Genomic DNA, 17,425 nt, shown 5'->3' on the forward strand with positions numbered 1-17,425 from the left:
GGGGTGTTCCGTTTGCCCTGGCGCACCGCACGCCCCGTCGCCCGAATGCATGTATCGCTCCCTTGACTGGCGTCACCAGCACGCCATACTGGCTTCACTCCCGCTCGCACGATGAGGTGCCCGCCCATGGAGCTCTCCCCCTCAGCGCATGTGGACACGTTCTGCCGCGACCATCTCCCGCCCTTCGAGCAGTGGCCCGAACTCCTCTTCGAACTTCCGGAGTTGGCCTACCCTGACCGTCTGAACTGCGCGGCCGCACTGCTCGACGACACCATCGCCCGCCTCGGACCCGAACGCCGCTGCCTGCTCACTCCCACCGACCGGTGGAGCTACGGCGAACTGCGCGACCACGCCGACCGGATCGCCCGCCTGCTCACCGAGGAACTGGAGCTGGTCCCCGGCAACCGCGTCCTGCTGCGCGGACCCAACACCCCCTGGCTGGCCGCCTGTTGGCTCGGCGTGCTGAAGGCCGGCGGGGTGGCGGTCACCACCATGCCGCTGCTGCGCGCGGCCGAGCTGACCGAACTGGTCCGGATCGCCCGCCCCACCCTCGCCCTGTGCGACCACCGCTTCCTCGCCGAGCTCGACCGGGCACACGCCCCCGACCTGCGGATACTCCCCTTCGGCGGCCCCGGCCCCGAGGACCTCACCACCCGCTCCGCGAACCAGTGCCCCGGCTTCACCGCCGTACCGACCGCCGCCGACGACGTCGCGCTGATCGCCTTCACCTCCGGCACCACCGGCCGCCCCAAGGCCACCCTGCACTTCCACCGGGACGTCCTGGCCAACGCCGACACCTTCTCCCGCCACGTGCTCCGCCCCACCCCCGACGACCTCTTCGCCGGCACCCCGCCGCTCGGCTTCACCTTCGGCCTCGGCGGCCTGCTGGTCTTCCCCCTGCGGGCCGGCGCCGCCAGCCTGCTGCTGGAGCAGGCCACGCCCGAGCAGCTCGCCGAGCAGGCCCGGAGCCACGGCGTGAGCGTGCTGTTCACCGCGCCGACGGCCTACCGGGCGATCCTGGCCACCGGGCTGGCCGACCGGCTGGAAGGCGTCCGGCGCTGCGTGTCGGCCGGCGAGCCGCTGCCCGCCACCGTCTGGAAGGACTTCCACACCGCCACCGGCCGGCGCCTGATCGACGGCATCGGCGCCACCGAGCTGCTGCACGTGTTCATCTCGGCCGCCGACGCCGACATCCGCCCGGGCTCCACCGGCCGTCCCGTCCCCGGCTACCGGGCGGCGATACTGGACGCGCAGGGCAACCCGGTGCCGGACGGCGAGCCCGGACTGCTCGCCGTGAAGGGCCCGACCGGCTGCCGCTACCTGGACGACGAGCGCCAGCGCGACTACGTCCGCAACGGCTGGAACCTCACCGGCGACACCTACCTGCGCGACCGCGACGGCTACTTCTGGTACCAGGCCCGCAACGACGACATGATCGTCTCCGCCGGCTACAACATCGCCGGCCCCGAGGTGGAACAGGCGCTCGCCGCCCACCCCGCCGTCGCCGACTGCGCCGTGGTGGCCGCCCCGGACGAGCGGCGCGGCACGGTGGTCAAGGCGTACGTGGTGCTGCGCGAGGGCGCTTCGGCCGGCGCGGAGACGGTCAAGGAGCTCCAGGAGCACGTCAAGCGCACCATCGCGCCGTACAAGTACCCGCGTGCCGTCGAGTTCGTCCCCGAGCTGCCGCGCACCGCGACCGGCAAGCTGCTCCGCGCCGAGCTGCGCAGAAGGGCCGCCGTGACCAAGGACCTGACCCGGGACGTGACCAAGGACGTGACCAAGGACCTGCCCCGCACCGCGTCGCAGAACGCGACCCGGAACACGCCGCAGGACGCGCAACAGGCTCCGCTCCCCGCCGCCATCACCGTCGAGCGCCGGGTCGAGTGGTCGGACACCGACGCCGCCGGGCACTACCACTTCTCCGCCGTGCAGCGCTGGGCCGAGGCCGCCGAGGCGGCGCTGCTGCGCCGGCTCGGGCTGGCCGAGCTGTTCGGGCGGATCCCCCGGGTGCACTTCGAGGCCGACTACCGCGAGCGGCTCTGGTTCGGGGACGTGGTCCGCACCGAGCTGCGAGTGGTCCGGGTCGGCGGCTCCTCGCTGCACTACGCCTTCGAGGTGCACGGCCCGACGGGTCTGGCCGCCATCGGCCGGATGTCGGTGGTGCACGCCGCGCCGCAGGCCAAGGGGGCCGAGCCCTGGCCCGCACCGGTCCGCCGGGCACTCGCGGAGGCCGGCCCCCAGCAGCCGGAGGTGGTCGCATGACGGCGCCACCCCGCGCATTCCCCGGACCGCAGCGGATCGCGGTGATCGGCGCCGGTCCGGGCGGGCTCTACTTCGCCGCCCTGGCCAAGCAGTTGGCCACCGAGCGGGAGATCACCGTCTACGAACGCGACGCCCGGGAGCACGAGTTCGGATTCGGCGTGGTGTTCTCCGACGAGACCCTGGACGGCATCGCCCGGGCCGACCCGAAGGTCTTCGCCGCGATCAGCGCCGAGTTCGCCCGCTGGAGCGACATCGACATCCGCTACGCCGGCCAGGTCCGCACCAGCGGCGGGCACGGTTTCGCCGCCCTCGACCGCAACCGGCTGCGCGCCGTCCTGCAACAGCGCTGCGCCGAACTGGCGGTGGACGTGCGCTACCGCACGCCCGCCCCGCCGGTCGACCGGCTCACCGCCGAGTACGACCTGGTGGTGGCCGCCGACGGCATCCACTCCGGCACCCGGACAGCTCACCCGGACGCCTTCCGCACCGAGCTGGACGAGCGGAACTGCCGCTACATCTGGCTCGCCACCGACCGGGTCTTCGAGGCCTTCACCTTCATCGTCGAGGAGTTCGACTTCGGCACCCTCCAGGTGCACGCCTACCCGTACAGCGCCACCCGCTCGACCTTCATCGTCGAGATCGCCGAGGGCGCCTGGCGCCGCGCGGGCTTCGAGGCCCTCGCCGCACGCGAGTTGGCACGTGGCGAGAGCGACACCGCGAGCGTGCGGCGCTGCGCGGAGCTGCTCGCCGGGCACCTGGACGGCCACCGGCTGATCCCCAACGCCTCCCGGTGGATCCGCTTCACCACGGTGCGCAACGCCAGTTGGCGCCACCGCAACCTCGTCCTGCTCGGCGACGCCGCGCACTCCGCACACTTCTCGATCGGTTCGGGCACCAAGCTGGCCCTGGAGGACGCCCTCGCCCTGGCCGCCGGACTGAGTGAACAGCCCGCCCTGGACGCCGCCTTGGCGGCCTACGAGGCCGAGCGGCGGCCGGTGGTGGAGTCCACCCAGCGGGCCGCCCAGGCCAGCCTGGAGTGGTTCGAGACGGTCGGCCGCCGTACCGGCCTGGGCGTCGACCAGTTCGCCTTCAACCTCCTCACCCGCAGCCGTCGGGTCACCTACGGTGGTCTGCGCGCCCGCGACCCGGAGTTCACGGCCGCCGTGGAGACCGCCGTCGGCGGCTCGTCCGGGGCGCCTCCGATGTTCCGCCCGCTGAAGCTGGGCGCCCTGGAGCTGCGCAACCGGATCGTCGTCCCGCCGCTCGCCACCTTCACCTCGCCCGACGCACTGCCCAGTGCCTTCGACCGGGCCCAGCTGACCGCCCACGCGCTCGGCGGCGCCGGGCTGGTGATCGCCGGGATGACGGCCGTCAGCCCCGAGGGCCGGGCCACCGACCGCTGCCCCGGGCTGTGGACCGACGGCCAGGAGGCCGCCTGGACCGACCTCCTGGACTCGGTGCGAGCGGTGAGCGACACCCCGGTCGGCATCCAGCTCACCCACGCCGGCCGCCGGGGCGCCACCGCCGCGCCCGGACCGGACGGCATCGGCCACCCGCTCGCCGAGGGCTGGCCGCTGCTCGCCCCCTCGCCCCTGCCCTGGGGCCCCGGTAGCCCGACCCCGCACGAGGCCAACCAAGTCCAACTGGCCGCCGTGGCCGCCGACTTCGCCGCCTCCGCGGAGCGCGCCGCCCGGGCCGGTTTCGACGTGCTGGAGCTGCAGTTCGGCCACGGGCACCTGCTCTCCTCCTTCCTCTCCCCGCTCACCAACCGCCGCACCGACCACTACGGCGGCCCGCTCGCCCACCGACTGCTGTTCCCGCTGGAGGTACTGGCCGCCGTGCGCGCAGTCTGGCCCGCCGGGCGGCCGCTGCTGGTGCGGATCTCGGCCGCCGACTGGGCGCCCGGCGGCACCACCGAGACCGCGGCGGTGGCGATCTGCCAGGCCCTCGCCGAGGCCGGGGCGGACGCGGTGGACGTCTCCACCGGCGAGGTGGTGGCGCACCAGCGGCCGCCGTACGGGCGCGGCTACCAGACGCCCTTCGCCGAGCTGATCCGCACCTCCACCGGCCTGCCGACCGTCGCGGTCGGCGCGATCTCCGGCCACGACGACGCCAACTCCGTCCTGCTGGCCGGCCGTGCCGATCTGGTCGCGATCGGCCGGGCCCAGCTGCACGACCCGTTCTGGACCCTGCACGCCGCGGCCGACCAGGACTACACCGGCCCCGGCGCCCACTGGCCCGAACCCTGGCTGGCCGGCCGCCGCAGACCGCCGGGCCCCGGCGCCGACCGGGTCGCCCCCCGGCTGCACCTGCTGAGCGAACCCGCCCCGCCCGTCCACCGCCGCTGGCTGCCGACCGCCCCGCCGAAGGAGTGACCATGCTGGACCTGCCCCGCTTCACCGCCGCAGCCGTGCAGGCCGCCCCGGTCTACCTCGACCCGGCCGCGACCGTGGACAAGGCCGTCGCCCTGATCCAGGAGGCGGCCCGGCACGGCGCCGGACTGGTGGTCTTCCCCGAGGTCTTCGTGCCCGGCTACCCGTACTGGAACTGGACGATGACCCCGGTGCAGGGCTCGCCCTGGTACGAGCGGCTGTACCGCGCCGCCGTGGACGTCCCCGGGCCGTACGTCGACACCCTGCGCGCCGCCGCCCGGCAGGCCGGCGTGGTGCTGGTGATCGGCGTCAACGAGCGAGGCCGGCACAGCCTCGGGGTGCTGTACAACACCCTGCTGGTCATCGGATCGGACGGCGAACTGCTCGGCGTGCACCGCAAGTTGGTGCCGACCTGGGCCGAGAAGCTGACCTGGACGCCGGGCGACGGCAGCTCGCTGCGGGTGCACCGCACGGCCGTCGGCCCGCTCGGCGCGCTCGCCTGCGGGGAGAACACCAACACCCTGGCCCGCTTCACCCTCCTCGCGCAGGGCGAACTCGTCCACGCCGCCAGCTACATCGCCCTGCCGGTGGCCCCCGAGGACTACGACATGGCCGAGGCGATCGCACTGCGCGCCGCCGCCCACTGCTTCGAGGGCAAGCTGTTCACCGTGGTCTCCTGCTCGACGATCTCGCCGGAGATGGTCGACCTGATCGCCGGGGAGGACCAGCAGGTCCGCAAGCAGCTCGGCCGCCCGCGCAACGCGCTCTCCGGGATCTTCGGCCCGGACGGCCGGGCGGTCACCGAGTCGCTGGTCGACGAGGAGGGCATCGTCTACGCCGAGATCGACCTCGGCCGGTGCGTCCAGCCCAAGCAGATGCACGACATCGTCGGCCACTACAACCGCTTCGACGTGTTCCAACTGCACGTGAACGACCGCCCACTGCGGCCCCTGGTGCTCCCCGAGGAGGAGGCATGACCAGCGAGAACAGCTACGACGACGAACGGATCGGCCGGGCCCGCGTCAACGACAGCCCCGAACTTCTCGCCTACTACGAGGAGTTGGCCAAGCACGAGGCCGGCGCCCTGTGGACGGTGGCGAACGAGATCGAACCCTGGTACCCGCAGCCGAAGTCCGTCCCCGTGCTGTGGCGCTACGCCGACCTGCGTCCGCTGGTCCGCAAGGCGCTCCCGCTGGTGAAGGCCGACGACGCGGGCCGCCGGGTGGTCATGCTGGTCAATCCCGGCCGACGCGAACTCAGCGCCGCCGTCGGCCTGTTGTACACCGGCCTGCAGATCATGGGCCCCGGCGAGGCGATGACCGCCCACCGTCACCAGGCCTCCGCGCTGCGCTTCGTCCACGAGGGCGCCGGCGCCTGGACGGTCGTGGACGGGCAGAAGCTCAAGGTCGGTCCGCGCGACTTCGCGATCACCCCCAACAACACCTGGCACGAGCACGGCAACGAGGCCGAGGACCACCCGGTGATCTGGCAGGACGGCCTGGACATCCCGCTGGTCAACACCCTCGACGCCAACTTCTACGAGGTCCACCCCGAGCTCTACCAGCGTCCCGGCCCGGTGACGAACTCCTCGCTGCTCAGCTACGGCGGCAACCTGCTCCCGTACGGCACCGAGAAGTGGACCCGCCCGTACTCCCCGCTGCTCGGCTGGCCCTGGGAACCCAGCTACCACGCGCTGTGCCAACTCGCCCGCGCCACCGAGGGATCCCCGTACGACGGCGTGATCATGGAGTACACCAACCCGGTCACCGGCGGCCCGGTGATGCCCACCATGGCCGCCCACCTGCAGCTGCTGCGCCCCGGCCAGGCCACCCGGGCCCACCGGCACACCGGTTCGGTCGTCTACACGGCGGCCAAGGGGCGCGGCGTCTCGGTGATCGCCGGGCAGCGCTTCGAGTGGCAGCAGGGCGACATCTTCGTGGTGCCGTCCTGGGCCTGGCACGAGCACGCGAACCTCGACCAGGGCGAGGACGCCTGCCTGTTCTCCTTCAACGACTTCCCGGTGATGCACTCGCTCGGCCTCTACCGCGAGGAGCCCTATCCGGACCACGACGGGCACCAGCCCACCACCAACCCGTAACAGGAGCCCTGGAACCATGCACCTGCTCACCTACTGCATCGACGGCGACGAAACCCCCCGCCTGGGCGCCCGGATCGGTGCCGACCGGGTCGCCGATCTGACCGCCCTCGCCTCTGCCGCCGGAGTGCAACTCCCCGGAAGCGTGCTGGAGTTGATCCGGGCCGGCAAACCCGCTCTGAGCACCGCCCGGCAGCTGCTCGGCGACGCGCCGGACACCCGGCCGCTCGCCGAGGTGTCGCTGCGCGCCCCGCTGCGCCCGGGAAAGATCGTCGGCGTCGGCCTCAACTACGTGGAGCACGTGGACGAGTCGCACCGCAGTCTGGACACCGACCGCGAACTCCCCGACCGTCCGGTGCTGTTCGGCAAGCCCGCCACCGCCGTCACCGGCCACGGCCAGCCGATCCTGCACAACGCCGACCTCACCAAGCAGCTCGACTGGGAGTGCGAACTCGCCGTCGTCATCGGCGAACCCGCCCGCCGGGTGAGCGAACAGGACGCCTGGCGACACGTGTTCGGCTACAGCATCGTCAACGACGTCAGCGCCCGCGACCAGCGCCGCTCCGGCCAGTGGTTCTTCTCCAAGGGCCAGGACAGCTACGCGCCGTTCGGCCCGGTCGTGGTCACCGCCGACGAGATCCCCGACCCGCAGCGGCTCGACCTCTCGCTGCGGGTCAACGGCGAGCTGCGGCAGAACTCCAACACCCGCCACATGCTGTTCGGCATCGCCCGGCTGATCGCCGACATCTCCGCCGGCATGACCCTGGAGCCCGGGGACGTGATCGCCACCGGCTCCCCCTCGGGGGTGGGCGCCGGGATGGTCCCGCCGCAGTTCCTGCAGCCTGGCGACCTGGTGGAGGCCACCATCGAACGGATCGGCACCCTCGCCAACCCCGTGATCGACGCCCGCTGAAGCAAGGCCCGCCGCATCGACACCCGCGAATCGACACACGCCGAATCGACACCCGTCGGACCAACGCCCGCCGCATCGACACCCGCCGAGAGGAGTCCGGTGCAGATGACCACCTACCGGATCGGCCAGATCGTCCCGAGCTCCAACGTCACCATGGAGACCGAGGTCCCCGCCCTGCTGCGGGCCCGCGAGGCGGTCGCCCCCGAACGGTTCACCTTCCACTCCAGCCGGATGCGGATGACCAGGGTCACCCCCGAGCAACTGCGCGCCATGGACGCCGAGTCCGACCGCTGCGCCGCCGAGCTCTCGGACGCCCGGGTCGACGTGATCGGCTACGCGTGCCTGGTCGCGGTGATGGCCACCGGCCCCGGCTACCACCGCGAGGCCGAACAGCGGCTGCACCGCCGTACGGTCGAGAACGGCGCGCCCGCACCCGTGGTCACCAGCGCCGGGGCCCTGGTGGCCGGCCTGCGGACGCTCGGCGCGAAGAAGGTCGCGATGGTCACCCCCTACCTGCGGCCGCTGGCCCGGACGGTGGTCGACTACCTCGCCCAGGAGGGCATCGAGGTGCTCGACCACGCCGCCCTGGAGATCGCCGACAACCTGGACGTGGCGGCCCACGACCCGGCCCGGCTGCCCGCGATCGCCAAGGGCCTCTCGCACGGCGGGGCCGACGCCGTGGTGCTCTCCGCCTGCGTGCAGATGCCCTCGCTGTCCGCCGTCGAGGAGACCGAGCAGCAACTCGGCAAGCCGGTGGTCTCGGCCGCGATCTGCACCACCCACCAGCTGCTGCGGGCGCTCGGCCTGCCCGCCGTCGCTCCGGGCGCCGGGCACCTGCTCTCCGGCGCCTACGCGTAGAGCCGCCCCGCTATGATCACCACCAGCCGTCGGGGAGGAGGGTCCGCACATGCCGGAGAGCACGGCCCGGCCCAGCTCCCTGATCCACACCGTCTACGGCGAGTTCGTCCGCCGCCTCGGCGGCTGGATATCGATCGCCGACCTGATCGCGCTGATGGCCGAGCTGGACGTCGACGCCCCGGCCGTCCGCTCGGCCACCTCCCGGCTGAAGAAGGCCGGCACCCTGCTCCAGGAGCGCCGCGCCGGCACCGGCTACCGGCTCTCCCCCGCGATGGCCCCGGTCTTCGACGAGGGCGACCGCCGGATCTTCCACAGTCTGGAGCCCGCCGAGCTCGCCGACGGCTGGGTGATGGCGGTCTTCTCGGTGCCCGAGTCCGAACGCGCCCACCGCCACCAGCTGCGCTCCCGGCTCAGCTGGCTCGGCTTCGGCAACGCCGCCCCCGGGGTCTGGCTGGCCCCCGCCCGGCTGCTGCCGGACGCCCGGCTGCTGCTGGAACGCCTGGGCCTGAGCGCCTACGTGCACCTCTTCCTCTCCGCCGAGTACGCCGGCTTCGCCGAACTCCGCACGGCGGTGGCGAGTTGGTGGGACCTCCCGGCGATCGAGGCGCAGTACGCGGCCTTCACCGACGCCTGGCGCCCGCTCGCCGAGGAGTTGCGCGGGCGGGCGCGGATCGACCCGGCCGAGGCCTTCCGGGACTACGTACCGATGCTCACCCAGTGGCGCCGGCTGCCGTACCTCGACCCCGGGCTGCCCGAACCGCTGCTGCCCGCTAACTGGAACGCCGTCCCGGCCCGCGCCGTGTTCACGGAGGTGCACGGGCTGCTCGCCGGACCGAGCCTGCGGTTCGTCGAGAAGGTCACCGGACTGTCGCACCCCCAGGAGCTGCCATGACCACCCCAGCCGACCTGCTGATCCGCGCCGCCGCCGTGCACACCCTCGCCCCGGGCGAGCCGCCGCAGCGGGCGGTCGCCGTGACCGACGGCCGGATCACCGCCCTCGCCGCCGAGCCCGACGGCCTGGACGCGCTGATCGGGCCGGGCACGGAGGTGGTGGACGCCCCGTCGGCGACCGTGCTGCCCGCCTTCGACGACACCCACACCCATCTGATCCTGGCCGGACACAGCGTTCACGGCGTCCCGGTGCACGAGGCCCGGGACCTCGCCGGGTTCCTGGAGCTCATCCGCGAGCGCGCCGCCCGCACCCCGGTCGGGGAGTGGATCCTCACCACGGTGAACTGGCAGGAGGTGCTGCTCGCCGAACAGCGGATGCCGACCACCGGGGAACTGGACGGCGCCACCGCCGACCACCCGGTGCTGGTGCGCCGCGGCGCGTACAACATGGTGCTCAACTCGGCCGCGCTGCGGCTGGCCGGGATCGACGGGTCCACCGAGGCGCCGTCCGGCGGGGTGATCGAACGCGACGAGCACGGTCGGCTCACCGGCCGGCTGATCAACCGGGCGACCGAGCTGGTCGAGCGGGTGCTGCCACGCCCGACCCTCGCCGAGCGGATCGAGGGCCTGCGGGCGGCCTCCGCCGACTACGCCGCCACCGGGATCGGCACCGTGCGCGACTGTCTGGTGCCGGTCGAGGACCTCGACGTACTGGACGCGGCACGGGCCGAGGGCGCGCTCGCCGTCCGGGTCCGAGCCCTGGTCTCCGGCTTCGCGGCGCGCACCCCCGAGCAGGTGGACGCACTGCTGGACCGGATGGACCGGTGGCGCACGGAGGGCCGGGACGATGCCCGACTGCGCCTCTGGGGCGTCAAGTTCGGTATCGACGGCGGCTTCGAGGCGGGCGCGCTGGAGGAGCCGTACCAGGGGCAGCCCTGCTACCACGGGCGGCTGCTCTGGGAACCGGAGCAGCTGTTCGCCGCGGTGGACCGGGTGGTCGAGCGCGGCTGGCGGGCGGGCGTGCACGCCTGGGGTGACCGCGGGCTGCGCGTGCTGCTGGACGTCTTCGAGCAGGTGCTGAAGGGCCGCCCCGGTCTGCCGCCGGGCACCCTCGTGGTCGAGCACGGCGGACTGGCCCGGGCCGACCAGCGGGCGCGGGCGATCGCGCTCGGCATCCCGGTGACGGTGCAGCACCCGCTGCTGCACGACGGCGCGCTCACCCAGCAGCGGGCCTGGGGCGAGGAGCGCACCGCCGCGCTCTTCCCGCTGCGGGAGTGGCTGGACGAGGGAGCGCAGCTCTCGGCCGGCTCGGACTTCCCGGTCGGCCCGTACGGCGCGATGGTGTCGGTGTGGGGCATGACCACCCGCGGCACCACGGCCGGGGTGGTCGGCGCCGAGCACGCGATCGGGCGGGACGAGGCGGTCGCACTGCACACCGTCGCCGCCGCCCGACTGACCGGGGAGAGCGCCGAGCGCGGCAGCCTGCGCCCGGGCGCGCTCGCCGACCTGACGCTGTGGCCCGTCGACCCGCTGAGCTGCCCGGTGGAGGAGCTCCGGGAGCTGCGGCCGGTCCGCACGGTGGTCGGTGGCCTTACCGTCCATCGGAGTTGACGGACCAGTTGACGGACCAGTTGGCGGACCGTCAGGCCGCGATGAGCTCCCGCAGGTCGATGCCGTCGCGGTGCAGGGCACGCAGGTCCTCGTGGAGGTCGGACGGCGGGACGACCAGCACGCCGCCACGGGCGTGGTCCAGGCAGTAGCGGGCGACCGAGCCGCGCAGCAGGCGGCGCAGCCGTCCGCGCATCGAGCCGTGCCGCCCGGCGCTGATCACCAGCAGGTCATCGGGGCGGTCGGCCATGGCGGTCAGCACCGGCCCGGCCTCGCCGCGCATGACCAGCGGCTGCACGGGCAGGCCGATCGGCAGGCCGCCGAAGGCCTGGCCGAGCGCGCTCTCCAGCCGGGCCTCGGCGGCGTCCTGCCAGGCGCGGAGCAACGGCGGGCAGGGGCGGGCGCGGTAGCTGCGCTCGCCGCCGACCGGGGTCCAGGCGAGCACCGGGACCAGCACGGCCCGCCGGGCCCGGGCCTCCTCCGCCGCCCGGTGCAGGGCGGTGAGGCTGTGCAGTGAACCGCTTACTCCGACGATGACGCGCGCGTCGCCCGACATGATCCTTCACTTTCCGATGCCAAACTCATTCAGTGTCTGCGTTTATATTGCCATGGTCGCGCCTGAGCCTGCAAATCAAAGGCATTCACTGAATATTGCCTTGAAACACTCGGAAGCTGGGTGATCGTCCCTCAGCCTCCCGGACCAGCCTCCCGGACCTCCTGGAGCAGCCCCCAGGTGAAGTCGGCCGTCCAGCAGCGCACCCGCCCGTCGGCGCCGGGAGCCGCGAAGTCCAGCCGGAAGCGGGTCGGCGCACTCCCCTCGCGCGGTACCGCCCCCGGGAACGCCGTCCCCACGTCGCCCACCACGCAGTTCCACGGCGCCAGGTCGGCGGCGGTACGCAGCACGGGCGGCGGGGCGCCGTCCGCCCGGACCAGCCACTCGTTCAGCACGGGCGCGCCGATCTCCGCAGGGCCGAGCAGCACCTCGAAGCGCAGTTCGGGCCAGAGCGGCAGCGCCCACTGCCGCGCCGTGCAGGCGAGGTCCCCGATCCGGCGCGGCCGGCTCGCCTCGGCCGGCCCGAGCACGGCGGCGTACCGGGCGGCGCCGCGCGGGAAGCGGGGCGACCGGACCATCGCCTGCCAGCGCTTGTTCGCCTCCCGCATCGAGGCGCGGGTGGCGCCGAGCCGCCGTACGGCCTCCTCGACCAGCTCGGGGTGGTAGTCGGCCATCCGACGCAGCAGGAAGAGTTGGAACTCGGTGACGCCGAACCCGTTGACCGCCATATCGGCAGGCTAGCGCCCATCTTTTACCCGCCCCCATGTTCGAGCATCTGTTCGATTCACGGCGTAGGCTGGACCCATGCACGACACCGTCCACCTCCAGCCCTCGCTGTTCGAAGAAGCCGCCGACCTCCGGCTCGGCCCGCTCGACGGCGTGCAGCGCCTGGTGCTCGGCGACGGCGCCTGGCTGGACGTGCTGCCCGGCTGGCTGCGCGGGGCGGACCAGCTGTTCGAACAGCTGGTCGCGACCGTGCCCTGGCGGGCCGAACAGCGCGAGATGTACGAGCGGACGGTCGACGTCCCCCGGCTGCTCGCCTCCTACCCCGCCGACGCCGAACCGCCGCACCCCGTCCTCGGCGAGGCCCGTGCGGCGCTCAGCCGGCACTACGCGGCCGAGCTGGGCGAGCCCTTCCGCACCCTCGGGCTCTGCTACTACCGGGACGGCCGGGACAGCGTCGCCTGGCACGGCGACCGGATCGGGCGCGGCGCCCGCGAGAACACCATGGTGGCGATCCTCTCCGTCGGCGAACCGCGCGTCCTCGCCCTGCGACCGCGCTCCGGCGGCGCGGCCGTCGTCCGCCGACCGCTCGGACACGGGGACCTCGTGGTGATGGGCGGCTCCTGCCAGCGCACCTGGGAGCACGCCGTCCCGAAGACCGCCCGCCCGGTCGGCCCGCGGATCAGCATCCAGTTCCGCCCGCGCGGGGTCGCCTGAACCGTCCGCTTGCCGCCCACCCGCCGGGAGCCGAGGCTGACGGAGTGGGGGTCGACCAGGAGGCGGCATGCCGAAAGCGGGCAGGTACCACGAGGGCGTCCCCTGCTGGACCGTCCTGACCACCCCGGACCTCGCCCGGGCTGAGCGCTTCTACGGCGCGCTGTTCGGCTGGCAGTTCGTCCCGACCGGCCCCGCCGAGGCGGTCGCCACCCGGCACGGCGCCCAGGTCGCCGCGATCACGTCCGCGCCGCGGACCGCCACGGCCGGCCCCGCACCCCCGCCGCCCGCCGCCTGGACCACCTGCCTCGCCTCCCGCGATCTGCCGCGCACCGCGGTCGCCGTCCGCGCCGCCGGCGGCCGGATCGCCCGCGAGCCGTACGAGGTGCCCGACCAGGGCCGCGCCGCGCTCGCCGTCGACCCGCTCGGCGCGCCCTTGGGCCTCTGGCAAGGCGGCGCCGTCGACGGCGCCGGGCTGGTGAACGAGCCCGGCACCCTCACCTGGAACGAGCACCTCTCCCCCGACCCGGACGCCGCCCGCGCCTTCTACCACCGGGTCTTCGGCTACGGCTACGACCGCCCCCGGGCGGGCCACACCCTCGCCCGGGTCACCGGCCTGCCCGCGTGCAGCATCGGCCCCGCCGACCCGTCCGGGACCACCCCCGGCTGGCGAGTCCACTTCGGGACGGCCGACACCGACCGCGCCACCGCCGCCCTGCGCGCCCTCGGCGGCACCGTCCGCACCGGCCCGGGGCCGACGCCCTTCGGCCGCGCGGCGCTCGTCCGGGACGACGCCGGGGCGGAGTTCGTCCTGGTCGCCGTCCCGCCCGAGGAGTCGGCGGCGGCCGCCTGAACGAGGTCGCCGGACGGCTGCGCACGGCGCGGGAGTCCGAGGGGTAGGGGTCGTCGGCTCCGTGTCCTGGATTCGCGCCCCGACGTGTCCGACCGCCGGTCGTCAGTCCTTGACCGCGCCCGCCAGGCCGGACACCAGCTTCCGCTGCACCGCGACGAAGAACAGTCTCCTCCGGGATGGCGCGGATGCCCGCGTAGAGGGTCACCATCACGAACGGGTAGGAGTGCCAGACCACCACCGCGCCGACGATCAGGAACGCCGTCCACTTGTCGTAGAACCAGTTGAACTCGTGGAAGCCGCTCAGCCCGAGCCCCTCCAGGGCGTGGTTGACCAGCCCGAGGTTGGTGTCGAACAGGAAGCTCCACACCGTCGAGCCGGTCATCGCGGGCGCCGCCCAGGCGGCCGTTGCCGCCGTGGTCAGCACCAGCCGCGGCCAGCGGCCGACCCTGGTCAGCAGCACCGCGAGGGTCGCGCCGACGGCCAGGGTCGCGACAGGACGAGGCCAACGTCCGGATGGCCTCCCGGGTCGGCAGCCGGGCGCCCGCCTACTGCACCGCCACCGGAAAGGCGATCCTCGCCTGGCTGCCCGAGGAGGCGGTCACCGAGGTGGTCGCGGCCGGACTGCGCCCGGTCACCGCCTGGACCATCTCGGACGAGACCCGGCTGCGCGCCGACCTGGCCCGGATCCGCGCCCGCGGCTACTCGATCGACGACCGGGAGAACGAGCCCGAGGTGCGGTGCGTGGCCGCGCCGATCTTCGACCACACCGGCGAGGTGACGGCGGCCCTGTCCGTCTCCGGCCTCACCTCCCGGATGACCGCCGCCCGGGTCCGCGCCCTCGGCCCGGTCGTCGCCCAGGCCGGCCTGCGGATCTCCCGAGAACTGGGCTCCGACCGCCAGCCCTCCTGAGGTCGTCTTCCGGCGGCCTGGAAACGCGGACGGGGCCCGGCACCCTTCAAGGCACCGGACCCCGTCCGATCATGGAGCGCCAGGCCCGGGTCGCACGGACTCTTCCTACTGAAAGTAGGACGTGCTCTGGTAGCACCACTGACGCCTGACGAGAGATCATCTCCCTCGCGACAGGAAGTACAGTACCAGTTCCGTGATCATCCACCGAACCGGAGGCGAACCCGGCATGACGAGCACCCGACCGCAGGCCGTCCCCTACGCGGACGGGCGGCTGCTGGACGTCCACCGGCCGACCACCACCGCCGGCGGGCCCGCACCGGTCGTACTGCTCTGGCACGGCTCCGGCCCCGACGAGCGCGACGTGCTGCACACGCTCGCCCAGGAGGCCACCGGACTGGGCCTGTTGGTGTTCGTCCCGGACTGGCGCCCCGACCGGGAGGACGGCGGCCGCGCCGACCTGCTCGCCTCGCTCGCCTTCGCCCGCCGCAACGCCGCCGCGTACGGCGGGGATCCGGAGCGCTTCGTCCTGGCCGGCTGGTCGCTCGGCGGCCGTGAGGCCGTCGCGGTGGCCACCCACCCCGGCACCCCGGCCGACCTGCGCCCGACCGCCGCCGTCGGCATCGCCTCCGCCTACGGACGCCCGGCCGCCACCACCGGCGACATACCGCTCGACCACCTAGCCGAGGGCCCGTCCCCGGTCCCGATCTGGCTGGTGCTCGGCACGGAGGACGAGGTGGTGCCCGGCCGGCTCACCCACCAACTGCACGCCGCCGTACCGGCGTCCGAGCTTCTCGAACTCCCCACCGACCACGCCGGCGTGGTGATGACCACCTACAGCCCCGAGGCCAACCGCTGCCTGCCCGCCACCGACCCCGCCACCCTGGCAGCCGGGCGCCGGACCGCCGCCGTGCTGGCCCGGGCGGCGGGGATTGCGGCGTAGCGGGACTCCACGGGTCGAACTGTCACAGGCGGCCGGCACCCTTGCCGTCATGGACGAGGACGCCCTGGTCGAACGGCTCCGGCGGCACCGCCGTGCCGCCCCCGGTCACCACCGCGCAACCGCGCCCGTCCTGCTGGTCGACCTCAACGACGAGACGGATCCCTCACGGGCCGATTCCCCGTCGCTCGCCCGCTGGCTGACGGACCGGCTCGACGGACGCGTCTGGTGGGAGGAGGAGGTCATGCTCGCGGGCGAGGGCGAGATGCTCCCGCCCTGGCCCGCCGCCGCACTCGCATCGCTCGCCAACGGCCTGGAACGGCAGGTCAGTTGCCGGAGACCAGCTCCCGGAACCCGTACCCGCGTTCCAGCGCCTCCAGGTCCCGCTGGAGGGGCGGGCGCGGGACGGTGAGCACCGGACAGGTGGCGTGCCGGACGCAGTAGGCGGTGATCGACGGCCGGATCAGCCGGGAGAGGAGGCCCCGCGCCCGGCCCGCGCCGAGCACCAGGACGTCGCCCGGTCGGTCCGCACAGCGCACCAGGGTGTGGCCGGCCTCCCCGCGCACGGCCTGGCAACGCAGCCGGACCCCCGCGTAGCACCCGGCGAAGGCCTCGTCGAGCGCCAGCCTCAGCCGGGCGACGGCGGCGTCGCGGCCCGCGTCGAGCACCGGCGGGCCGACCGCGCGGCGGTACCCGAGCTCCTCGCCCGGCGGGGTCCAGCAGAGCACCACGAGCACCTCGGCGTCCGTGCGCCGGGCCTCGGCCACCGCGTGGTGCAGGGCGGCGAGGCTGCCGAGTGAGCCGCTGACACCGACCACGATCCGGCCCGCGTCCGTACCGGTGTCCGCACCCGTGTCCGTCATGGGCCGTCCCGCCTTTCCGCACTGCCGCTCCGCACTGCCTTCTCCAATGCGCGTCGCCGAACCCGAACCGCGCCGCGTCCCAGCAAAGCGGCGCGGCGCCCGCGGCATCCCGCCAGTTGACGCGGCTCTGACGCGGCGCCCGGCGTTCCGTACGCGTCCCTGATGCCCACGAGGCCCCGGGCAGCTCAGGCCTCCGGCGCCTGCGCCTCCCACAGGTCGGCGAACATCCGGTCCAGGTGCTCCTCGCCGACCGGCGGGACCGGCAGCGGGTGGGTGGCCCGGGCGCGGAAGCCGTCCAGCAGCAGGGCGAGGTAGCGGCGCCAGAGGTCGGGGCGCAGCTCGGTGGCGGCGGGCAGAGCGCGGCAGAGCGGGCCGAGCAGGAAGAGCAGGTCCATGGTGACCACGTCGCGCCGCATGCTGCCCTGTTCCTGGGCGCGGGCGATCAGGGCGCCGACGGTGGCGGCGTGCCCACGGCTGATCTCGGTCATGCCGGGGACGGTCGGGATGGCCCGGGTGACCAGGTCGTTGATGCCCCGGTCGGCGGCGACGAGTTCGAAGATCCGCTCGAAGTAGCGCTCCAGGCCGGTCCAGGCGTCCTCGGCGGCGAGCGCCTCCTGCCCGGCCGCGGCCAGTCCGGCCCCGGCGTCCGCGAAGACCTCGGCGACCAGCGCCTCGCGGGTCGGGAAGTTCCGGTAGAGGGTGGCGTTGCCGACGCCGGCCTCCTTGGCGATCTGGTCCAGCGGAACGTCGAGGCCGTGCCGGGAGAACATCTCCCGGGCGGCGGCCAGCAGCAGGTCCCGGTTGCGCTGCGCGTCGCGCCGGAGTCGTCCCGGGGGGTTCGCGCTGCTCTGTGCCATGCGCAGACCCTAGCAAC

At 74.0% G+C, this 17,425-nt stretch carries 16 protein-coding genes and 2 pseudogenes; 13 read left to right on the plus strand and 5 right to left on the minus strand.

From position 1 onward, the window contains the following. Positions 1–126: 126 nt before the first annotated feature. The 9 genes and pseudogenes from BOQ63_RS10940 to BOQ63_RS10980 all read left to right on the plus strand — a co-directional run. A pseudogene (locus BOQ63_RS10940) lies at positions 127–1,737 on the plus strand (AMP-binding protein); the annotation flags it as partial. Further along, positions 1,738–2,262 carry an acyl-CoA thioesterase gene (locus BOQ63_RS10945; RefSeq protein ID WP_454131794.1) on the plus strand — a complete coding sequence of 175 codons (525 nt, stop codon included), beginning with the start codon at positions 1,738–1,740 and terminating at the stop codon, positions 2,260–2,262. It begins immediately after the preceding pseudogene. Then, positions 2,259–4,637 carry an oxidoreductase gene (locus tag BOQ63_RS10950; protein ID WP_150475809.1) on the plus strand — a complete coding sequence of 793 codons (2,379 nt, stop codon included), beginning with the start codon at positions 2,259–2,261 and terminating at the stop codon, positions 4,635–4,637. The genes BOQ63_RS10945 and BOQ63_RS10950 overlap by 4 nt, the downstream gene beginning before the upstream one ends. A gap of 2 nt (positions 4,638–4,639) precedes the next feature. Beyond that, positions 4,640–5,611, plus strand: a complete 972-nt coding sequence (locus BOQ63_RS10955; RefSeq protein WP_051747116.1) for a carbon-nitrogen hydrolase family protein — start codon at positions 4,640–4,642, stop codon at positions 5,609–5,611. Then, positions 5,608–6,732, plus strand: coding sequence for a cupin domain-containing protein (locus BOQ63_RS10960; RefSeq protein ID WP_072654154.1), 1,125 nt, complete (start codon positions 5,608–5,610; stop codon positions 6,730–6,732). Before BOQ63_RS10955 ends, BOQ63_RS10960 begins: the two co-directional genes overlap by 4 nt. Before the next feature lie 16 nt (positions 6,733–6,748). Beyond that, positions 6,749–7,642 (plus strand): fumarylacetoacetate hydrolase family protein, encoded by an 894-nt coding sequence (locus tag BOQ63_RS10965; protein WP_030554544.1) that lies wholly within the window; start codon positions 6,749–6,751, stop codon positions 7,640–7,642. A 105-nt stretch (positions 7,643–7,747) separates the two neighbouring features. After that, entirely contained in the window at positions 7,748–8,500 is a 753-nt protein-coding gene (locus BOQ63_RS10970; RefSeq protein ID WP_030287791.1) for a maleate cis-trans isomerase family protein, read from the plus strand. A gap of 49 nt (positions 8,501–8,549) precedes the next feature. After that, positions 8,550–9,392, plus strand: coding sequence for a PaaX family transcriptional regulator (locus BOQ63_RS10975; RefSeq protein ID WP_030287793.1), 843 nt, complete (start codon positions 8,550–8,552; stop codon positions 9,390–9,392). Beyond that, positions 9,389–11,002, plus strand: coding sequence for an amidohydrolase (locus BOQ63_RS10980; protein ID WP_030554548.1), 1,614 nt, complete (start codon positions 9,389–9,391; stop codon positions 11,000–11,002). The genes BOQ63_RS10975 and BOQ63_RS10980 overlap by 4 nt, the downstream gene beginning before the upstream one ends. A 31-nt stretch (positions 11,003–11,033) precedes the next feature. Here the strand turns inward: BOQ63_RS10980 and BOQ63_RS10985 are convergent, their stop codons facing one another. Then, complete coding sequence (locus BOQ63_RS10985) at positions 11,034–11,555, minus strand: universal stress protein (RefSeq protein ID WP_030287797.1); 522 nt, start codon at positions 11,553–11,555, stop codon at positions 11,034–11,036. Between the two features lie 131 nt (positions 11,556–11,686). After that, positions 11,687–12,280: a hypothetical protein gene (locus BOQ63_RS10990; RefSeq protein ID WP_030287799.1), complete on the minus strand. Its 594-nt coding sequence runs from the start codon at positions 12,278–12,280 to the stop codon at positions 11,687–11,689. 76 nt (positions 12,281–12,356) lie between these two features. Here BOQ63_RS10990 and BOQ63_RS10995 point away from each other — a divergent pair, with 76 nt between their 5' ends. Together BOQ63_RS10995 and BOQ63_RS11000 are read left to right on the plus strand one after the other, a co-directional pair. Further along, the gene (locus BOQ63_RS10995) at positions 12,357–12,992 is read left to right on the plus strand and encodes an alpha-ketoglutarate-dependent dioxygenase AlkB (RefSeq protein ID WP_030287801.1); all 636 of its coding nucleotides are present in this window, start codon (positions 12,357–12,359) and stop codon (positions 12,990–12,992) included. 67 nt (positions 12,993–13,059) lie between these two features. Beyond that, positions 13,060–13,842: a VOC family protein gene (locus BOQ63_RS11000; RefSeq protein ID WP_030287803.1), complete on the plus strand. Its 783-nt coding sequence runs from the start codon at positions 13,060–13,062 to the stop codon at positions 13,840–13,842. Between the two features lie 160 nt (positions 13,843–14,002). Here BOQ63_RS11000 and BOQ63_RS11005 read toward each other — a convergent pair. Further along, a pseudogene (locus BOQ63_RS11005) lies at positions 14,003–14,335 on the minus strand (ABC transporter permease family protein); the annotation flags it as partial. Here BOQ63_RS11005 and BOQ63_RS11010 point away from each other — a divergent pair. Then, positions 14,248–14,751 (plus strand): IclR family transcriptional regulator, encoded by a 504-nt coding sequence (locus BOQ63_RS11010; RefSeq protein ID WP_420896644.1) that lies wholly within the window; start codon positions 14,248–14,250, stop codon positions 14,749–14,751. The pseudogene BOQ63_RS11005 and the gene BOQ63_RS11010 sit on opposite strands and share 88 nt — an antisense overlap. A 226-nt stretch (positions 14,752–14,977) precedes the next feature. After that, the gene (locus BOQ63_RS11015; RefSeq protein ID WP_030287807.1) at positions 14,978–15,691 is read left to right on the plus strand and encodes an alpha/beta hydrolase; all 714 of its coding nucleotides are present in this window, start codon (positions 14,978–14,980) and stop codon (positions 15,689–15,691) included. 323 nt (positions 15,692–16,014) lie between these two features. Here BOQ63_RS11015 and BOQ63_RS11020 read toward each other — a convergent pair whose 3' ends face one another. Continuing rightward, the gene (locus BOQ63_RS11020) at positions 16,015–16,551 is read right to left on the minus strand and encodes a universal stress protein (RefSeq protein WP_030287810.1); all 537 of its coding nucleotides are present in this window, start codon (positions 16,549–16,551) and stop codon (positions 16,015–16,017) included. 185 nt (positions 16,552–16,736) lie between these two features. After that, entirely contained in the window at positions 16,737–17,408 is a 672-nt protein-coding gene (locus BOQ63_RS11025; protein WP_030287812.1) for a TetR/AcrR family transcriptional regulator, read from the minus strand. Positions 17,409–17,425 lie beyond the last annotated feature (17 nt).

The sequence above is a fragment of the Streptomyces viridifaciens genome, from assembly GCF_001888885.2.
GTDB lineage: Bacteria > Actinomycetota > Actinomycetes > Streptomycetales > Streptomycetaceae > Kitasatospora > Kitasatospora aureofaciens.

What these genes read in the sequence shown, in the direction of transcription:
- BOQ63_RS10950 (WP_150475809.1), top strand. Translation starts at nt 2,259, where the DNA reads ATGACGGCGCCACCCCGCGCATTCCCCGGACCGCAGCGGATCGCGGTG.
- BOQ63_RS10955 (WP_051747116.1), top strand. Translation starts at nt 4,640, where the DNA reads ATGCTGGACCTGCCCCGCTTCACCGCCGCAGCCGTGCAGGCCGCCCCG.
- BOQ63_RS10960 (WP_072654154.1), top strand. Translation starts at nt 5,608, where the DNA reads ATGACCAGCGAGAACAGCTACGACGACGAACGGATCGGCCGGGCCCGC.
- BOQ63_RS10965 (WP_030554544.1), top strand. Translation starts at nt 6,749, where the DNA reads ATGCACCTGCTCACCTACTGCATCGACGGCGACGAAACCCCCCGCCTG.
- BOQ63_RS10970 (WP_030287791.1), top strand. Translation starts at nt 7,748, where the DNA reads ATGACCACCTACCGGATCGGCCAGATCGTCCCGAGCTCCAACGTCACC.
- BOQ63_RS10975 (WP_030287793.1), top strand. Translation starts at nt 8,550, where the DNA reads ATGCCGGAGAGCACGGCCCGGCCCAGCTCCCTGATCCACACCGTCTAC.
- BOQ63_RS10980 (WP_030554548.1), top strand. Translation starts at nt 9,389, where the DNA reads ATGACCACCCCAGCCGACCTGCTGATCCGCGCCGCCGCCGTGCACACC.
- BOQ63_RS10985 (WP_030287797.1), bottom strand. Translation starts at nt 11,555, where the DNA reads ATGTCGGGCGACGCGCGCGTCATCGTCGGAGTAAGCGGTTCACTGCAC.
- BOQ63_RS10990 (WP_030287799.1), bottom strand. Translation starts at nt 12,280, where the DNA reads ATGGCGGTCAACGGGTTCGGCGTCACCGAGTTCCAACTCTTCCTGCTG.
- BOQ63_RS10995 (WP_030287801.1), top strand. Translation starts at nt 12,357, where the DNA reads ATGCACGACACCGTCCACCTCCAGCCCTCGCTGTTCGAAGAAGCCGCC.
- BOQ63_RS11000 (WP_030287803.1), top strand. Translation starts at nt 13,060, where the DNA reads ATGCCGAAAGCGGGCAGGTACCACGAGGGCGTCCCCTGCTGGACCGTC.
- BOQ63_RS11015 (WP_030287807.1), top strand. Translation starts at nt 14,978, where the DNA reads ATGACGAGCACCCGACCGCAGGCCGTCCCCTACGCGGACGGGCGGCTG.
- BOQ63_RS11020 (WP_030287810.1), bottom strand. Translation starts at nt 16,551, where the DNA reads ATGACGGACACGGGTGCGGACACCGGTACGGACGCGGGCCGGATCGTG.
- BOQ63_RS11025 (WP_030287812.1), bottom strand. Translation starts at nt 17,408, where the DNA reads ATGGCACAGAGCAGCGCGAACCCCCCGGGACGACTCCGGCGCGACGCG.